The following is a 17,035-nucleotide window of genomic DNA, read 5'->3' on the forward strand; positions in this document are numbered from 1 at the left end:
TGGAAGCGCCATAAAAAAATTCGGGCCCGAGCCGAAATGCCATGCGTATGCCATTAGCCATGTTTAGACAGAGCCGATGTGTTGCAGGCGAGGAGTCTTGGAGCGAGTCTGCTAACACTCCTCTGCGAAACGTCGTTCTAAACTGTTTTCGTTCTCTAGTGGTGAGACTTTTAAGTGTCGCCAGGGTCTTTGGTTTATTTGTGAAGAGGGTGAAGCGTCTTACGTGTTAACGAGGTCATACACCTTATTTTTACTTTCCGGAGGGCCTACAAAGACAAGTATGTCTGCTTCTTGTATGATGAAGGAAACGTCAGGAGAGAAAATCTGCTCACCGTTACGTTCTACGGCTAAGACTGTGGCTCCGGTCCTGGCCCTGAAATCTACTGCAGACAGACTCTTACCGACCAGGTATGATCCCCTGGGAACCTGGATTTCTTCGATTTTTTGTAACCGCCCCGCCATTCTCGTGGTATAGGCGACCAGTTTATTGAGTATCTCATCTATTTCTCGATTAAGTCTATTTCTTTCTTCCACCAATTGTACTATTTGATTACACATGTCTTGTACAATGTAACGAGATTCGAATTCTTTAATGAAGGCTTCGGCTGCTTCAGCGGTTCCTACAATTATTCCGCGTCCCGGCTGGGCAACTACTACATTCATGCTCTGCAAAAGCGCGACAGCCCGTCTGATTGTCTCCGGCGAAACATTGTATTGACCAGCTAATGCGGAACGACCGTAAAGTTTTTCTCCTTGCTTATAGTGTTTACGTGCAATTTTCGAAGCAATCTCGAGAGCTATCTGTTCATAACGCGGCATATCGGAAGTGGAACGCTCGTTCTTATTCTTGTTTCGGCCATTGTTCGAGCCTGAGAGAATTGAAGATTTCATTATCTAAACCTCCTGTGGGAAGCTGGTAAAAGCAGAAAACGAACATACAAACCGGCAACAGCATTATAACATCACCGGGGCGGTACGCAAAACTTATCTTTCCTAATCGATAACCTGGAGCAAAGGACGGCTATAATCTGTTTTCTGCTGGTAGGGCGGGCTTGATATCTAAGACTGGGGTCCCGTCGACGGCATCCAGCCCGACTACCCGTAGTTCGTTGCCTTTCTTCTCGATTAGCCTGACGACGGAAAAACCAATAGGGTTCGGACGGTCGGGCGAACGGGAAGCGAATACCCCTTTGAGTTCGGATTGACCACGCGGGTAGACCCGTAGAGTCTGGCGACGGGCCTGGTGTAGCCAGTAAAGGACCACCAGGCGGTCAAATTGTTCTACTCCATCCAGGGCGGCAGCGAAGTCGCCGAAAACTTCTATTATGCATTCGTCGCCCGATTCATACCCGCTTTTGGGAGCAGCTTCGCGGCTGAGATAAGGAGAACGTATCGTTCCAATCGGGACAAGGTTCACGCCATTGCCTCCCCAATAGCCACTGATGGACACAGATTAACATAGATTTACACTGATTGCACCTAGAATGTGCAGCCACAAGTGAGTGTTTAGCCAGGCGAGCGACATAAGACGAATAGTGATTTTAATAGCGGCTAAAAAGGAATTCTTCCAAGTTACGCGAACCTAGTCAGTAGCGATTTTCCGACCGAATGGAGGCAAAAGGGTGAAGCGAGGATGTCGACTGGTGTTGCTAATAATGTTCCTGGTCACGATGGCAGGGTGCAAAGAAGCCCAGCCGGTAAGTGGTACGGGGACAGATGTCCCAAAAGGCATTTTTCAACCGAAAACTGGAGAGATGCTAGCCGTCGGTGATGTGATGTTGGCACGGAAGGTTGAACGCCTGATTGCCAGCCAAGGGGAGGGGTATCCTTTTGCTCGATTAGGAGATAGCCTCAAGGCAGCGGACCTCGTTTTTGGTAATCTGGAATCGCCTTTATCAGAAAGGGGAAGGCCTCTACCGGGCAAAGGGATATGTTTTCGAGCCCGACCAAGCATGGCAGCCGAATTGGCCCGGCGGGGATTTGATGTCTTGAGCATAGCCAACAACCACGCTCTCGACTATGATACCCCGGCTTTTGAAGACACCCTTCGGTTGCTGGGCGAGGCGGGAATCAGGACGGTAGGAGGAGGGGGAAACATTACCGAAGCCAGAAGCCCTGTGATTCTGGAAGAACAGGGACTCAAAATAGCCTTTCTGGCCTACACCGAGATGGCGGACATATACTTTCATCCCAAGTATCAAAGAAGATTTCAGGCTACCCAGGACGTGGGTGGGGTGGCTCCTCTGGTGGAAGCTGACGTAAAAGAAGACATAGCGGCCGTTCGTGATAAGGTCGATATCCTGGTACTGTCCCTGCACTGGGGAACCGAGTACAGCGACAGGCCGACGGATGAGCAGCGCCGGCTGGCCCGGGAGTTTATCGATGCGGGGGCTGACATTATACTAGGGCACCACCCTCATGTGATACAAGGGGTGGAAAGATACGGGCGCGGGATTATCGCTTACAGCCTGGGAAATTTTATTTTCGACCAGAACCAGAAGCTCGCAACCAAGCAAGGCATGATGCTGAGGTTCAAGGTTTCCAGGGGAGGAGTAGAGGAAGTCACGGTACTACCAGTTTTCATCAATGAAAGCCAACCGGTAGTGGCATCCGGGGAAGAGGGAAAGCCGATTCTGGAGAGGATAAGCGCCCTTTCCCAGGACCTGGGCACGAAGCTTACACTAAACGAAGACCGCGCGGTGGTGACCCTGAATCCGGAAAAGGCTACCACCATGCCAATTGAACCAGCACAAGCAGGGAGTGAGTAAAGAAAAGCCAAGCGCTGGTGCGCTCTATCTTCCAGTTAAACAGATACTTCAACGGAATCCGCCCCCGGAAGAACTGGTTCATGGATATTAAAAGCAAGGCCAAATGCATGAACTCAAACCCGACAAACAAACCGGTTAAGACCCGGAAGAGCAGGTTTTGAATGACCAGAAAAACCAGCACGAAATAAAGAGTTTCGACTAGAAAGCTGCCTCCCAGCATCAAATGCAGGTGCCGGCGCGACTTCTCTTTATGCGATATCATCCAGTCGGCTAGACCGGATAACAACATTTTTTCAAATTCTTCTGGCTTCGATCTGATAATGTAGAAAAAATATACGGAGTAAACCAAAAGGAGGCAAACTGCAAGAATAGCCAGACCCGTTTCCATATCGAGACTCCCATCTTTTTTAATACAATATAGCATATAGGACCAAACCGAGCCAGATTGAGGAGGTAAACCATGACCCAGGACACAGTCGATGTTCTAGTAATTGGAGCCGGGGTGGTAGGCCTGGCGGTTGCGAGGGAACTGGGTCTTAGATACCCGGGCAAAACGTTGGCGGTAGTTGAGCGAAACCGTACGTATGGGCTGGAGGTTTCAAGCCGCAACAGCGAGGTAATTCATTCCGGGATCTACTACCCGGGCGACACGTTGAAAACACGTCTGTGTCTGGAAGGGAAGAATCGCCTGTATGAGTATTGTGCCAAGCGCTCCATACCCTGCCGGTGTACGGGGAAGCTGATAATCGCCACCGACGAAGCAGGGCTGGATAAACTGAATGTTCTCGAGCGACAGGGGAAAGAATACGGCATCCTGGTTGAACGCTTGACCCGGGAACGAGTAGCTGAAATGGAACCGGATATCAGCGCTGTTGAAGCTTTGTTCGTCAGGGACAGCGGTCAGGTTGATGTTCACCGTCTTATGCAGAGCCTGTTTTTCGAAGCCAGGCAATCGGGGGTCGATTTCGTGTTCGATTCAGAAATACAGGCGGTTGAGTACACGGGAAGCCTCTATAAGCTACACAGCAATCGAGAAGTCATTCAGGCTTTAAGTGTTGTAAACTGTGCCGGTTTAGGGGCAGAAAAAGTGGCACAATTACTAGGACTCGATACTGAGAGCTGCGGTTACCGGTTACATCCATGCAAAGGAGAGTACTTCAGGATCAGGAAAAAACTCTCAGTCAAACACCTTATTTACCCGGTGCCTGGAATTAACAGTCTCGGCATCCATCTTAGCTTCGATATGCAAGATAGAATCCGTCTGGGGCCGAACGCGTACTACGTTGACGACATCGATTACGGTGTGGACGAGGCTCATATAGACGAGTTTTACGACGCGGCAATTGCGTACTTGCCTTTCATTCAGAAGCGGGACCTGACTCCGGACTTCGCCGGGATCAGGCCGAAGTTACAAAGACCAGGCGAAAGTTTCCGGGACTTTGTAATTGCCCAAGAGAGCAGTCGGCGTTATCCCGGCTGGATCAACCTTATCGGTATTGAATCGCCGGGATTAACCTCTTCACTGGCGATAGCGGAGTATGTGGCGGCGATGTTTAACTAGGTCGTTTTCCGCAGATACCACAATTGGATTGAAGAAAGAGTGTGCAGGAATAGACAAACCCGGCTTTGTGCCGGGTTCCCTTGAAGACTTAATTTCCTGTCTCGGGTTTCAGCAACAACACCTCATCGAGAGGAAGACCGGTTATCTCGGCCACGTCCTCGGGCGAAAAACCTTTCTTCAAAGCCGCCCGCGCAGTTTCTATCTTTCCCTCGATTCTTCCTTCGATTTTTCCTTCAATTTTCCCTTCGATTCTTCCTTCTTTTCTTCCTTCTTCTCTTATCCACTGTTCAATCTGGGTCATCGCTACCACCTCCAATAAACGCCTTTTTTCTGCTTCTGTCATGTACTTGTCGCTCAAGGCTATAATCGCCGCAAATACCAGGTTCTGCTTTTCATCCTTAATCTTTTTCGCCAACTCCGCCGCCTTCAATGCTACTTCCCCTTCACTTTCTTCATGTTCCATTAAGGGAAGAAAGATGAGGCGCACTACCTCACTTTTGCTTAATTCTTCCCCTCTTTCAATTTTTTCGCTTAAGTAGCGGTATTCTTTTTCTCCATCCAGTCGGTGTAGGTAGACGTTTTTTACCCGGTATGCCAGCGAGCCACAGTCAAAACCATCTGATGCTTCTTTTACTCGGCCCGAATATATAACCACAGTTCTGATGGTCTGCCAGTATCGTTCCAGCAGTTTCAGGTCGTACCCGGCAAAGCGATGTAAATCGTTTCTTGACACCGCTGTCGTCTGAAATTCCAGGTGTAAAAGGCTTCCATCTGCCAGGCGAAAGAGAAAGTCTATGCGCTCTTCCTTGACTTCAGCTACCGGGAGTACGGTGGGCAGCATATCCACTATGGGCGGAAGATCAAGTCCGATAGCTTCCAGGGTCTGCCCGCGGAAAGCTTCAGCTGTGGCTTTAAGGATTATGTCGCTTGTTTGGCGGCTTATTCTAGTCTCCAGCGTCTTTACCCCTCCTCGCTTTCATTATACCGATAAATATTTAAGGCCAGCAAGCGGTAAAGATGCGGTTGTAGCTTCGTCGGTGCAGGCGCCGAGCGAGGAGTTTCTGTCTGTGGACCAGCTCCGGGTGAATTCAGCCATCACTTGACTCAATCCGGTTATGACTGCTGCCTCAGAACAAATTCATTTTTGAGGTTCTTCAGGTTATTCATGAGAATTTCCGATTTCAGCATCACGAGCTCGACTTGCTGTTTTTTTATGGCTTGTTCCAGGTCCTGGACTGAGAATTCGGTGCGGCTGATGATGCTTTGGTCTGCTCCCTGGGCTTGGGCCTTGAGGTGGTCCCAGTATTCCCGCAAACGGGCAGCATGCTGGCTGGCGGGGGTCCATTGGCCTTGGCTTGCTTTAAGCGTGGCAGCCATAGCCTCGTATTTGACCCGAAAGTAGTCTGGGGGAACAGGGGAAGTGAAGACCTCAACCACATCGGCGTAAGAACTATAAAGCTCGATAGCCGCCTCCAGGGCAATTTCAGGGTTTCTTTGGGCTACCGCGGCGGTGAGGTTTTCGAGGCGATCCTCGAACTGGGTGCGCTTGGAAGTACTGAGCCCGGCTTTGACTGCTTCCGGTTCCAGCATATTCCAGTTCTTGTGCATGTTCTTGAGGGTTTGGTCCTCCTTACTCCAATTGCTGCTTTGAGAACCGGATTGGGACTTCTTGGATTGGTTTCCGGTCTCTTTTGACTTGGACTTGGTTTGAGCTGTCGAGGTTTTTTCCTGTTCAGAGCTTTTTTCAGGTTCTAACTTCGTGTTTTGGACAAGAGACGCCGGTTTGTTGCCGGATTTGTACTTGCTATCGACTACTGCAATTATCTGTTCGAGGTCAGTAAGGAACTGGGACAGAGCCCCGGGAGCCTGCGGTTTTTGCCCGATAACAGGCCCCGGCTTTTTCGCTTCAGAGTTGCGTGAGCCCGAGCACCCCGGTAGTGTCAAGCTCAGGGCTAGAAGGATTATTAACATTAAAACTACGGGTGAACGCATTCTCAATTTTTATCCCTCCCGGGAAGTGGTTTAACAGTCGTGGTGGTGAATTTGCGCGGTCCCCAAAAGGTTAACTCCCTGACACGTATACCCGGTAATCGATATTGGGAAAGATGTTGTTCCTGGCTTCTAATTCTCGAAGCCATTCGTCATCGCGGCGACCTTCCTGAAGCAGGTAATATAGTCTGGTGAAGTTGTTTACGTGTTCCTTAGTGCGGCGCACAGCGTATTCTACCATTGTCCCTGTCTTCATGATGAAAGCCCAGTCGCTGGATTGAGCCAGTAAAAGCTCCCTAGCAGCCTGGTTAAGCATACGCCTGATGATGTCATCCGAACTGGGATATCGGTTGGCCAGCTCGACCATGCGCTCACCTGCTTTGTGGAGGTGGCGGTAGATCCATTCATTAGACTTTTCCAACCATACCTCGTTGTAGCCTTTATGTCCCCAACTGCAAGCATTAGGTACCGCTGCCTGGTTCATCGGATATTCTTCCAAGTAGTCGGAAGCAGTAGTCGTCCGGAACACCTGTTGATCGTGAGGTATCTTGCGCAGGAGATAGTTGAGGAAATCGGGGCCTTCGAACCACCAGTGACCGAAGAGTTCAGCGTCGTAAGGGGCAACCACGATTGGTTTTCGGTCCAAAATTTGCGCTAGGTACTCGATCTGGCGTTCCCGGTTGAACATGAAGTTGCCAGCGTGGATAGCCGCTTTTTGCCGGGCCCAGTCCGGTTGGTAAGGTTCCTTGTACTCGCCTTTGCCGGTTATGCGGTAATATTTGATCCCCGTATCCAAGCGGATCCCTTCCGGGTGGACGTACTCCTTGATGTAATCGAAGTCCAAGTCATAGCCTATGTCCCTGTAAAATTCGCGGTAGTCAGGGTCCCCGGGGTAGCCTTCTTTGGCACTCCACACCTGTTTGGAAGACTCGACATCCCGGCCAAAAGCCGCAACTCCGCTCCCAGGGCAGTAAAGAGGGGCATAGACCCCATAGCGGGGCCGGCGCGAAGCGTACATGATGCCGTGGGTGTCGGTGAAAAAATAACGAACACCGTACTCTTTAAGAACCAGGTCGTCCCCGGGTTTGTACCCGCATTCGGGAAGCCAGAGGCCACGAGGAGGCTGCCCGAATGTTTCGCGAAACACCTGGATCCCGACTGCTACTTGGGCCCGTACCTGCTCTTTCTGAATGCCTATCAGGGGTAAGTAACCGTGGGTGGCACACGTAGTTATCAGCTCCACCTTACCCGTTGCCAAGAGCTCCTGGAAGGCACGGATCAGCCGGCCTTTGTACCTGTGGAAGAGAAACCGGTAAGCATTGGTGAAACGGCGTTCGTACATCTGGGCGACATAGTTGAAATCGGGCATGTTCCGGGTTCGTACCAGTTCTTTTTCCGAGAGTTCTACCAGTTTTTCCAGGTGTTTCTTGTACCTCCTCATCAGAAGCTCGTCATTGAGCATGGTGATGAGGGTTGGGCTGAGAGATATCGTTAGCCGGAAATCGATCTCATCCTCCGCTAATCTGGTCAGCACCTGGACTAAGGGTATATAAGTTTCGGTTATGGCCTCATAAAGCCATCGTTCCTCCAAACAGTGTTCGCTCTCAGGATGACGGACAAAAGGCAGGTGAGCGTGAAGCAATAGCAATAAGTAACCTTTGATCACTGTCAGTCTCCTTTCCAGCCGGGCTCAAAATCGTAGAATGAAGGCGAAGTGGCGTCGAACGGGATGGCACCTATTCTTTCAATTATTCTTTGCTCGTAGTCATTTACCATCATCCACTCTTCGTCTCCCAGAGTTGAAATGTCATTGCGGGGGGTCATGACCGCGTTGGATACGGTAATAGGGAGAAAGCCGGAGGGCGTAAGCAGCCCTAGTATACCGTAATAAGGGGTATTAGGTTTGCCTACGTGGATGTGCCAGTCCCCAACCAGGCTTTTGACCCGGATATCGAAGTGAGACCGAGGATCTGACAGTTCCAGGATTCGAAGGCAGATGTTATCATAAGTGGCTAGGTCACCATAAGAATGCCGGATGGCTTCCCAGCGGTCAGGCGCTATTTCCCAGTAAGCATACAGCCATTCCGGATCCCTGACCAAGAGGGTCAACCGCACATCGTGGTAATAGCGCGGCAGTTCCACGGCAAAGGCAGGCCGCGGTCTGGTTTCAACCGGCACACCCAGCTCGTCCGAGGCTTCAAAACTGAGGTCTGAAGGGCGTGGTGCCGGTTTCTTTGAAGGTTTGTTCTGCCGCCGCCCTACAGCCAATAAGGATATGAAAGCCAAGAGAAGAAAAAGGAAGAATAATACGTCCGGATTCATGATTTCCCTCCTAGGTGATCAATATTGAAAAACGAAACGAGGAATAATTACTGCAACGGGCTTATTATTCCCAAATACCTCATAATAAATGAGCGCGGGGGATGATGGTGAGACAAGTAGTGTTGGGCAATGGCAGTTTGTTGTTAAATTTTGATAATGAACTTAATATTCGGGACCTTTATTGGCCTTATGGGGGGTTCGAAAACCATGGAGATAGGAATCGCACTAATTTTGGCGTCTATACAGACGGGAAACTTTCTTGGTTTTTTGAAGACTGCTGGCGTAAAGAGATTTCCTGCACAGAAGAAACCCCGGTTACGGACATCCGGGCATCCAATCCCGAACAGCAGGTAGATCTTGTTATCAACGATGCCGTCCACTGGGCAGAAGATTTCTACATGAAAAAAATCGCGGTAAAAAACCGAAGCGTTTACCCCCGTGAAATAAAACTGGTATTTTACCAGGACTTATCCATCAAAGGAATTGAAGCCGGGGATTCGGCCGTTTATGATCCTCAAACCGGAGGAATATACCACTACAAAAAAGGATGTTATATCCTGGCCAATTGCCGAACCGATAAGGGTACGGCTAAAGAATACAGCACCGGAGTCAAGAGGTACCGGGGAAAAGAAGGTACTTACCGGGATGCGGAGGACGGTATGCTTTCACTGAACCCGGTTGCTGATGGGCCTGTTGACAGTGCTCTCTCCGTAAGCTTGAACTTGGAAGCAGGGGAGGAAGGCCTGGTCTACTACTGGCTCATCGTGTGTCACTCTCTTGCCGCCTTGAGAAGAGCCAATGACCGCTTTATGAGTAAACATCCGGAAACTTGGTTGCAAGAGATAATCAGGTACTACCGCCGCTGGATCAAGAGACAGGAACGAGATTATCAGGATCTGAGTCCGGAGGTACAGCGGGTTTTTAAACAGAGCTTGTTTACTATTAAGGCTCAAATGGACAGGAGAGGGGCGGTGGTTGCATCTTCCGATGCCGATACGTTTCTGGTGGCACGGGATCACTACATGTATTTATGGCCGCGGGACGGGGCCATGGTCGCTCACGCTTTGGACCTGGCCGGTTACCCTGAAGAGACCCGTAAGTTTTACACGTTTTGTGGTGCCCTGCTGTCAGATGAAGGGTATTTTCTGCAGCGCTACAACCCGGACGGAAGCCCGGGATGTACCTGGCATCCATGGCTCATGCACGGCCAGCCCTGTTTGCCTATCCAAGAAGACGAGACCGCGCTTGTGATATGGGCTCTGGGGCAGCACTGCCGGCTTTATCAAGATGAGGATTTTGCGAGGTCGATGTTTGAGAGCCTGGTCAGGCCATCCGTCAGGTTCATGCTGGATTACACCGATGCGGTTACGGGTTTGCCCAAGCCGAGCTGGGACCTGTGGGAGGAGCGTTGGGGCATTTTCGCTTTTACCTGCGGGGCGGTGTATGGGGCTTTGCAGGCAGGAGCTCTGATGGCCCGGGCTCTCAATGCGATGGACCTGGCTGACGAATGCGAGAAAAGAACGGCTGAACTAAAGCAGGCGATGGTGAGGTGGTTGTATTCGGAACAGCTGGGACGGTTTGCCCGGGGCCTTTTAATCAGCGAACAGGATGAGATGATGACGGATCTCACCCTCGATTCCAGTCTGCACGGGCTATACGCGTTTGGAGCTTTTGCGCCGGGGGACGAGAAAGTAGTGAAAACTATTCATACCTTAAAGGAGGGGTTATGGGTCAAGACCTCCGTCGGCGGGATGGCTCGTTACCCTGGGGATTATTACTTCCGAGTAGCCGACAATCTGCATGAGGTACCTGGGAATCCTTGGATAATCACTACTTTGTGGCTAGCAGACTGGTATATCCGGAGAGCGGAAGGCATTGGTGATTTGAAGCCGGCCCGTGAGCTCATCGAGTGGGCCGCAGCCAAGGCGGTAGGTACGTGTTCGCTGCCGGAGCAGGTTCATCCCTATACCGGCGAACCGTTGTCGGTAGTCCCTCTTACTTGGTCCCATTCCACCTTCGTGCAGGTAGTAATCTCTTACCTGGCAAAGCGGGCGAGATTGAGGAAAGAGTTGCACTGAAAAGGATTTTGATGCCGGGGAGAGAATGTATTCATGAAAACGGAGTGGAGGCGGGCCGAGGGTGAGATTTCCGGGAGAGGACGTTCGTTGGGGTTTGTTCGAGGTTTTTGCGGTGCTGATTGTTACCTTCTTGGTAGTGCAGTCTTATCCGTGGTGGGGGCCCCAGGTTATGGCTTACCTGGTTTACAAGGGCTGGGTTTCAGCGACCTTGATAAACGAGTTTATTTTTACTTATTTGATTCAATTTGTGGTCATGGTGGGAGCGGTACTGGTTCTGGCCCTGGTAGTTCGCAGGTGTTCGCCGAATAAAATAGGCTTAACACCTACCAGGGGTAAAACGCTGATCGAGTGGGGGATTGGCGGGGGCATCTTGCTGTTTGCGGTTATCCTGGTCATGGGGCTGATTTTGCAACGAGTATTTCCCGAGATCCCTCCTCAGGCGTTCGAGTGGGTGCTAAAACGGGTCGGCAGCCTGAAAGAATTCGTTCTCTTGTTAGTGGTAATAAGCATATTGGCTCCTTTAGCCGAAGAGCTGTATTTTCGGGGATTTGTATATCCCGTCTTCCGCAAGTACACCGGAGTGACGGCCGGGATTCTCTTATCAGGGGCGTTCTTCGGAGCCGCCCACTTTGACCTGTGGCGGTTTATTCCGTTGTCGGTGGGAGGGGCGATTCTGGCTTTCGTATACGAAAAGAGCGGGTCGATATATCCTTGCTGGCTGGCCCACGGGCTGTGGAACGGGGCCATGGGGCTCGCTTACTACTTCAAGATACTCGCGGGTTGACTGCGGGCACTTGACAACCGTCGGGCGGATTCCAATAATTAGAGAGGAAAGTGAATTAAGAATAACGAGAGAGGGGTGAAGTTATGCCAGTCTACGATTACAAATGTCAGCATTGTGGTAAGTTTGAGATCGTCCAAAGGATAACTGCTCCCCCTTTAGAGGAGTGCCCGACCTGCGGAGGCAAGGTTGAGAGGTTGATCAGCCGGAACGTAGGTATAGTTTTCAAAGGCCCGGGTTTCTATACCACCGATTCGAGAGAAAAAGACCGCCTGCGCGAGCTTAACCGGGAGAGGCAAAAGGATAACCAGGCCTTGTTGGACGGAGATGTCGGTGGTTTCGTGAAACAGTCCGATGAGACCGATAAGAGGATCGCTGAGATGGGCTAGCTAAAAGGCAAGGCTCCCCCCTTTTTGGCGGGGGCTTTTTTGTTGGTAGGAGGGAGAGGCCACCTGCTTGTCGAATCTGTAAAGGAAGATACGAAGGCAGGTGGGACCTTGTTCAAGGCCATCACGTTCGATTTTTGGAATACTTTGTATAAAGGGCCCGGAGCCAACGACGTTACGGAAAAGCGTATCGAACTGGTGCAAAAGGTGTTGCAGGAAGGCGGTTTATCGTCGGATCGGCGGGCGATAACCAGGGCTTTCAAACGTTGCTGGCAGCGGGCATATTTTTACCAGAGAATCAACGGGTTGGAAATAACTCCGCGTGGGCATGTGGAGTGTATCAAGAAGGAACTCGGGTTGAAGCTGGACCCGGAGTTAGATGAAAAGCTCTACCGGGCGTACACCCAGGCCCTGTTAAAGGCACCCCCGGAATTGAACGATGGTGCCCGAGATGTATTACAGGAGTTGAAAGAGCGATATCGGTTAGCGGTTATCTGTAATACCGGGGCAACCCCTGGCCTCATATTGAGAAAACTGATGGCGGCCGATGGCATTCTGGGGTATTTTGACCTTACTGTTTTTTCGGACGAAGTTACCTGGGCCAAACCGAACATCAGGATATTCCGTTATACCTTGCAGAGACTAGGGGTCAATCCGTATGAAGCGGTACACGTTGGGGACGATACCATAACCGACGTCATCGGGGCGAAAAGGGCGGGAATGAAGGCGGTATGGATATTTCCCCAGGCGAATCAGCCTGTGCCTGAGTGCGACTGGCATATAAGGGATTTGCGTGAGCTCAGGCAGATCTTTGGGAAGGCGGTAGAATTCGGTGGAAGTGAAAAATGTAGTAGAAAGTTTGGTGTGGAATAACTTGGACAGCGTCCTTGCCCATAAGGAAGGGGCATGTCGGTGTGAAAGGTGCCGGGCCGACATAGCTGCTTACGCCTTGAACCGGCTGAAACCCAGGTACGTGGTGACGGCCGAGGGTGAGGTCTATGTCAAGGCCGAGTTTCTTACTCCTCAGTTTCAGCTGGATGTCATAACCGCCTTGGCAGAGGCCGTAAACCAGGTGAGCGAGCATCCTAACCATGGTCAACCAGAAGAATAAGCGTACGGTTGTTATTTATACCGACGGCGCCTGTTCTGGGAACCCGGGCCCAGGCGGGTGGGGTGCGGTGTTACTTTACCAAGACCGGCACAAAGAGCTAAGAGGAGGGGACCCAGAGACGACCAACCAGCGGATGGAGTTGACCGCAGTTATAGAAGCTCTGAAGGCCTTAAAGGTCGAAGGCTGGGACGTAGAAGTTTATTCCGACAGCGCCTACCTGGTTAACGCCTTTAATCAGGGTTGGCTTGAAAAGTGGCAAAGAAACGGCTGGAAGAACGCGAAAAACGATCCGGTAGCCAACCAGGATCTGTGGCAAGAGTTGCTTCGGTTGTCCAAGAAAAACAAGGTGAAGATTATCAAAATAGCCGGGCATTCAGGCGACTTTTGGAACGAAAGGTGTGATGCCTTGGCGCGCCAAGCTATTAAAGAGATCAGTGGTCGGGATTGACTAACAGGCACGGTTGCAAGTTGGGAGCGGTTGTTTTGAAGGTTAGTGTATATAAAGACTACGAAAATGGAAGATTAGGTCTAGGGGTTAAAGTGGTGGCTGAAAAGGCTACACTGGCCGATCTCCTGGAAGCCTGGGAGCCCCTGGCCGACGACGACAGCGTTTTCAAACAGTACGCGCAAGACAACTACTCTCCATGCAAAGGGTGTCGGGTCAACTGCTGTAAACAGGCTTATGTTATCCCGGACCTGGTATCCTTGAAAAAAATGAGCGATTACCTACGGTTATCGCCTCTGGAGTTTGCCATCCGGTACTTTGATCAAGAAAAACTGAGGCTGAACCTACCGCGATTACGGTCTTCTCCCTGCACGTTTCTGGTGGAAGACTGCTGTTCAGTATACCCGGCCAGGACCCTCATCTGCCGCTTTTACCTGTGCACGCATATCCTGGGAGAAACGGAAGAGCTCATTTACTCTATTGCTTTGGCCGGCATGGCTGCGACTCAGCTCTACCTTAACGGTCTGGGAATCATAGATCTCGGAGGCGAGGTCTACGGAATGTCCAGCTATGAAGCATGTTTACGTAGCCTCTTAGACAGCTCGCGGGAGACCGAAGGGGCCAGGGCGTTTCTCGAAGCCCACGACTATTCGGATATACCCCTGACCGTTTTTAACCTCGGCAGGTGACATCCATTGCTCTGGCTGACATTTGCCGGTTCTTCCGTACTCCCGGGGGAAAGGAGTACGGGTATTGTCTGCTTTGAAAACGTTTTTGTTAATGTCCGTGTTCTTGCCTTTCTCAGTTGCTTTGGCGAGTTATATAATCAAAGATACAAACTGGCGCAGGATTCTCGTTGTCACCATGTCGCTAATACTCGGACTTGCAGCTTATTGGCTGTATGCTAAAGTGCCCTTAACCCCGGTCTTTATTTCCTTCCACGGGTGGGAAAAAGCGGTCACCTTCCTCGATATTCTCCTCTTGTTCTACATCCTTTACGTTGGAATCGAAAACCGGCATCTACCCATCGGGATACTGGCCATATTGCAGCTAGCATTGGTGGCGTACGTCGAGGGGTTCTTGGGTCCAGACTCCCGAGCTGTCGGCACTTTTGCCGTTGACCGCTTGTCGGTCGTCATGTTCTTGGTCGTATCAGTTATCGGATCCCTTATTTGCGTCTATGCTCTTCCGTACATGGAAGAGCGTATAGAACACGTCGAGTTAGACCGTAACCGGCGTTTCTTTTTCTGGTTTGTCTCGTTCTTAGCGGTCATGAATGGGCTGGTTTTTGCCAACAACGTTCTCTGGCTGTATTTCTTCTGGGAAGCCACTACCCTTTGTTCCTTTCAGCTAATCGGTCACGACGATACCGAAGAAGCACGCCGTAATTCATTACACGCGCTTTACCTCAATTCCGTAGGTGGGCTGGCCATGATTGCTGGTATAACCGTGATGCTGGCCGGATTTACCGGGAGGACTCTGTCTCTGGCGGACATAGCTGCGAGCGACTTGGGGCTTGTCTCCCCCGTTTTTCTCCTGGCCCTGGCTCTGTTTATGACCGCTGCCTTTACTAAGTCAGCTCAGTTTCCTTTTCAAAACTGGCTTTTGGGGGCTATGGTAGCTCCTACACCGGTATCGGCTTTGCTTCATTCCAGCACCATGGTCAAGGCCGGGGTATACCTCGCGGTGCGGCTGGCCCCGGCCTACGACGGTACCGCTCTTGCGACGTTCATAGCCTTGATCGGCGCTTTCAGCTTTTTTGCCGCTTCTTTGATGGCGGCGGGTAACGGTGACTCCAAGGCAGTTTTGGCCTACTCGACGGTAGCAAATCTCGGGCTTATTTTCGCTTGTTGTGGGATCGATCTTCCGCTTTCAGTGGCGGCTGCGGTTCTGTTGATCATCTTCCATGCCTTAGCCAAAGGGGTTCTTTTCATGGGAGCGGGAGTTATCGAGCACCGACTAGGTTCGCGGAACATAGAGAGCATGGAGGGATTAGGAGAAAAGCTGCCTTTGCTGGCTCTGCTGATGGTTGGCGGGGGTTTTGCCATGTTCTTGCCGCCGTTCGGGATGCTGTTCTCCAAGTGGGCGGCCATGGCTTCGGCTGCGATCTCGCCTTTGGTCTTACTGTTATTCGTAGCCGGCAGTGCCCTGACGACCGTTTTTTGGAGCAAATGGATGGGCCGGATCCTGGCCGCGTCACCGGGTAGGGTTGCTAAACGGGCTACAACACATGTTTCGAGCCGTGGGGCAGGATACTACGCCGTTTCTCTGGGTATTCTAGGTTTAGCTACTCTTGTGCTTTCTTTTGGGGTGACAACCGTAATTGACCGGCTGGTTGCCCCCGCCTTGGTTTGGTTCTACCCGTTAGCTTTTCAACCTGCCCTGGGCGGAAACGTGATACTGTTCAGCTGGGCGAGCTTTTTCCACCCTAACCTGGCGGCAACGGGATTGCCGGAAGGAGTTTTTCCCTTCGGTCTTATGGGAGGAGCCTTGGTGGCTACCTTGGTCTTGCCCTGGCTTCTGTTCAGGCCCGAATTTCAAACTACCAGTTCAGTTTACCTTTGCGGCGAGAACATGCCTGGTGAAGAAAACCGTTGTTTCGTCAGCAGCATGGAAAGAGGGACCGAAATGGCGTTGGCAGGCTACTATTTCACCGGTTTTATAAATGAAGGACTTTTGAGGCGATTGGGCTGGATGGGAGGGGCTATTCTCGTACTGATGCTAGGGGTTATCGTTTTATGGGTGCTCTAGTAAAAGTACTGCTTATAGTTATCTTAGCCCCCGTCTTGGGCGGACTACTCTTGGGGGTTGACCGCAAGCTCACGGCCAGGATGCAGGGGCGTCAAGGTCCCCCTGTAATTCAACCGTTTTACGATCTCGTCAAGTTGTGGGCCAAAACCAGCACTTATACCAACAAGCCCCAGGTGTTTTTTATCTGTGCCTATCTCGTATGGATGCTGCTCGGCCTGGTTATGCTGGCTACCGGGCTGGATTTTCTGGTATTCGTCTTCACTATGACTGTGGCCGAGGTGGCTTATGTACTGGCGGGGTTTGCTACCCGTTCTCCTTACAGCCACATCGGAAGCACCCGCGAACTGATACAGGTGCTGGCGGCAGAGCCGGTCTTACTGTTTGTTGCGTTTGCGCTTTACCTAGAAAACGGGACTTTTCTCGTCCAGGGGGCCTTCGTCAATCCGTCGCCTTTGTTGTTATCTTATCCTTTGTTGTTTTTGGCAGTTCTCTTAATCCTGACCATCAAAATCCGCAAATCTCCGTTTGATATATCCACTGCTTTACACGCGCATCAGGAGATAGTGCGCGGGATTAACACCGAGTTTTCGGGTCGGTACCTGGCAGTGGTCGAGCTGTCCCACTGGCTGGAGACGGTGGTTTTTCTCTTCGTCGTGTTCCTGTTTTGGGCTAATCCTTGGTGGGCCGGGGTTTTGGTGGCACTGGCCGCCTATTTCTTGGAGTTGGTTGTGGATAACATTTCCCCGCGAATGAATTGGAACTGGATGATTAAAGTAGCCTGGACAGCCGGTATCCTGTTATCCACGAGCAACATGGTTTGGAGGGTATGGGGTTAATAGCCGT

At 51.1% G+C, this 17,035-nt stretch carries 18 protein-coding genes; 11 read left to right on the forward strand and 7 right to left on the reverse strand.

The window, feature by feature from the left end:
• Nucleotides 1–219: 219 nt before the first annotated feature.
• Both SLIP_RS03115 and tsaA read right to left on the reverse strand, forming a co-directional pair.
• The gene (locus tag SLIP_RS03115) at nucleotides 220–891 is read right to left on the reverse strand and encodes a GntR family transcriptional regulator (RefSeq protein WP_013174824.1); all 672 of its coding nucleotides are present in this window, start codon (nucleotides 889–891) and stop codon (nucleotides 220–222) included.
• A gap of 130 nt (nucleotides 892–1,021) precedes the next feature.
• Nucleotides 1,022–1,417 carry a tRNA (N6-threonylcarbamoyladenosine(37)-N6)-methyltransferase TrmO gene (tsaA, locus tag SLIP_RS03120; protein WP_013174825.1) on the reverse strand — a complete coding sequence of 132 codons (396 nt, stop codon included), beginning with the start codon at nucleotides 1,415–1,417 and terminating at the stop codon, nucleotides 1,022–1,024.
• 205 nt (nucleotides 1,418–1,622) lie between these two features.
• On the opposite strand from tsaA, the gene SLIP_RS03125 reads away from it, so the two are divergent.
• Nucleotides 1,623–2,768 (forward strand): CapA family protein, encoded by a 1,146-nt coding sequence (locus SLIP_RS03125; protein ID WP_013174826.1) that lies wholly within the window; start codon nucleotides 1,623–1,625, stop codon nucleotides 2,766–2,768.
• Here the strand turns inward: SLIP_RS03125 and SLIP_RS03130 are convergent.
• The gene (locus SLIP_RS03130; RefSeq protein WP_013174827.1) at nucleotides 2,725–3,156 is read right to left on the reverse strand and encodes a hypothetical protein; all 432 of its coding nucleotides are present in this window, start codon (nucleotides 3,154–3,156) and stop codon (nucleotides 2,725–2,727) included. The genes SLIP_RS03125 and SLIP_RS03130 overlap by 44 nt on opposite strands.
• A 72-nt stretch (nucleotides 3,157–3,228) precedes the next feature.
• Between SLIP_RS03130 and SLIP_RS03135 the strand changes: the two genes are divergently transcribed.
• The gene (locus tag SLIP_RS03135) at nucleotides 3,229–4,329 is read left to right on the forward strand and encodes an NAD(P)/FAD-dependent oxidoreductase (RefSeq protein ID WP_013174828.1); all 1,101 of its coding nucleotides are present in this window, start codon (nucleotides 3,229–3,231) and stop codon (nucleotides 4,327–4,329) included.
• An 88-nt stretch (nucleotides 4,330–4,417) separates the two neighbouring features.
• Here the strand turns inward: SLIP_RS03135 and SLIP_RS03140 are convergent, their stop codons facing one another.
• The 4 genes from SLIP_RS03140 to SLIP_RS03160 all read right to left on the reverse strand — a co-directional run bounded on the left by SLIP_RS03140 (nucleotide 4,418) and on the right by SLIP_RS03160 (nucleotide 8,640).
• On the reverse strand, nucleotides 4,418–5,170 hold the full coding sequence (locus SLIP_RS03140) for an RpnC/YadD family protein (RefSeq protein ID WP_242649118.1): 753 nt from the start codon (nucleotides 5,168–5,170) through the stop codon (nucleotides 4,418–4,420).
• A 272-nt stretch (nucleotides 5,171–5,442) separates the two neighbouring features.
• Entirely contained in the window at nucleotides 5,443–6,327 is an 885-nt protein-coding gene (locus tag SLIP_RS03150; protein WP_013174830.1) for a hypothetical protein, read from the reverse strand.
• 64 nt (nucleotides 6,328–6,391) lie between these two features.
• Nucleotides 6,392–7,984, reverse strand: a complete 1,593-nt coding sequence (locus SLIP_RS03155; RefSeq protein ID WP_013174831.1) for a glycoside hydrolase family 57 protein — start codon at nucleotides 7,982–7,984, stop codon at nucleotides 6,392–6,394.
• 2 nt (nucleotides 7,985–7,986) lie between these two features.
• Nucleotides 7,987–8,640, reverse strand: coding sequence for a DUF4912 domain-containing protein (locus tag SLIP_RS03160; protein WP_013174832.1), 654 nt, complete (start codon nucleotides 8,638–8,640; stop codon nucleotides 7,987–7,989).
• 101 nt (nucleotides 8,641–8,741) lie between these two features.
• Here SLIP_RS03160 and SLIP_RS03165 point away from each other — a divergent pair, with 101 nt between their 5' ends.
• The 9 genes from SLIP_RS03165 (at nucleotide 8,742) to SLIP_RS03205 (ending at nucleotide 17,028) form a co-directional block, all read left to right on the forward strand.
• Complete coding sequence (locus SLIP_RS03165; protein ID WP_148216498.1) at nucleotides 8,742–10,718, forward strand: glycoside hydrolase family 15 protein; 1,977 nt, start codon at nucleotides 8,742–8,744, stop codon at nucleotides 10,716–10,718.
• Between the two features lie 61 nt (nucleotides 10,719–10,779).
• A complete protein-coding gene (locus tag SLIP_RS11945; protein WP_013174834.1) occupies nucleotides 10,780–11,502 on the forward strand; it encodes a type II CAAX endopeptidase family protein in 723 nt (240 codons plus the stop codon).
• An 83-nt stretch (nucleotides 11,503–11,585) separates the two neighbouring features.
• On the forward strand, nucleotides 11,586–11,888 hold the full coding sequence (locus SLIP_RS03175; protein ID WP_013174835.1) for an FmdB family zinc ribbon protein: 303 nt from the start codon (nucleotides 11,586–11,588) through the stop codon (nucleotides 11,886–11,888).
• A 42-nt stretch (nucleotides 11,889–11,930) separates the two neighbouring features.
• Nucleotides 11,931–12,758, forward strand: coding sequence for an HAD family hydrolase (locus SLIP_RS11950; protein ID WP_049765000.1), 828 nt, complete (start codon nucleotides 11,931–11,933; stop codon nucleotides 12,756–12,758).
• Nucleotides 12,718–12,996 carry a late competence development ComFB family protein gene (locus SLIP_RS03185; protein WP_013174837.1) on the forward strand — a complete coding sequence of 93 codons (279 nt, stop codon included), beginning with the start codon at nucleotides 12,718–12,720 and terminating at the stop codon, nucleotides 12,994–12,996. The genes SLIP_RS11950 and SLIP_RS03185 overlap by 41 nt, the downstream gene beginning before the upstream one ends.
• The gene (rnhA, locus tag SLIP_RS03190) at nucleotides 12,977–13,444 is read left to right on the forward strand and encodes a ribonuclease HI (protein ID WP_013174838.1); all 468 of its coding nucleotides are present in this window, start codon (nucleotides 12,977–12,979) and stop codon (nucleotides 13,442–13,444) included. Before SLIP_RS03185 ends, rnhA begins: the two co-directional genes overlap by 20 nt.
• Before the next feature lie 35 nt (nucleotides 13,445–13,479).
• Nucleotides 13,480–14,130: a YkgJ family cysteine cluster protein gene (locus tag SLIP_RS03195; protein WP_169303743.1), complete on the forward strand. Its 651-nt coding sequence runs from the start codon at nucleotides 13,480–13,482 to the stop codon at nucleotides 14,128–14,130.
• 64 nt (nucleotides 14,131–14,194) lie between these two features.
• Nucleotides 14,195–16,192: an NADH-quinone oxidoreductase subunit 5 family protein gene (locus tag SLIP_RS03200; protein ID WP_013174840.1), complete on the forward strand. Its 1,998-nt coding sequence runs from the start codon at nucleotides 14,195–14,197 to the stop codon at nucleotides 16,190–16,192.
• The gene (locus SLIP_RS03205; RefSeq protein ID WP_013174841.1) at nucleotides 16,180–17,028 is read left to right on the forward strand and encodes a respiratory chain complex I subunit 1 family protein; all 849 of its coding nucleotides are present in this window, start codon (nucleotides 16,180–16,182) and stop codon (nucleotides 17,026–17,028) included. The genes SLIP_RS03200 and SLIP_RS03205 overlap by 13 nt, the downstream gene beginning before the upstream one ends.
• Nucleotides 17,029–17,035: the final 7 nt, after the last annotated feature.

Source organism: Syntrophothermus lipocalidus DSM 12680, assembly GCF_000092405.1.
GTDB classification, from domain to species: domain Bacteria; phylum Bacillota; class Syntrophomonadia; order Syntrophomonadales; family Syntrophothermaceae; genus Syntrophothermus; species Syntrophothermus lipocalidus.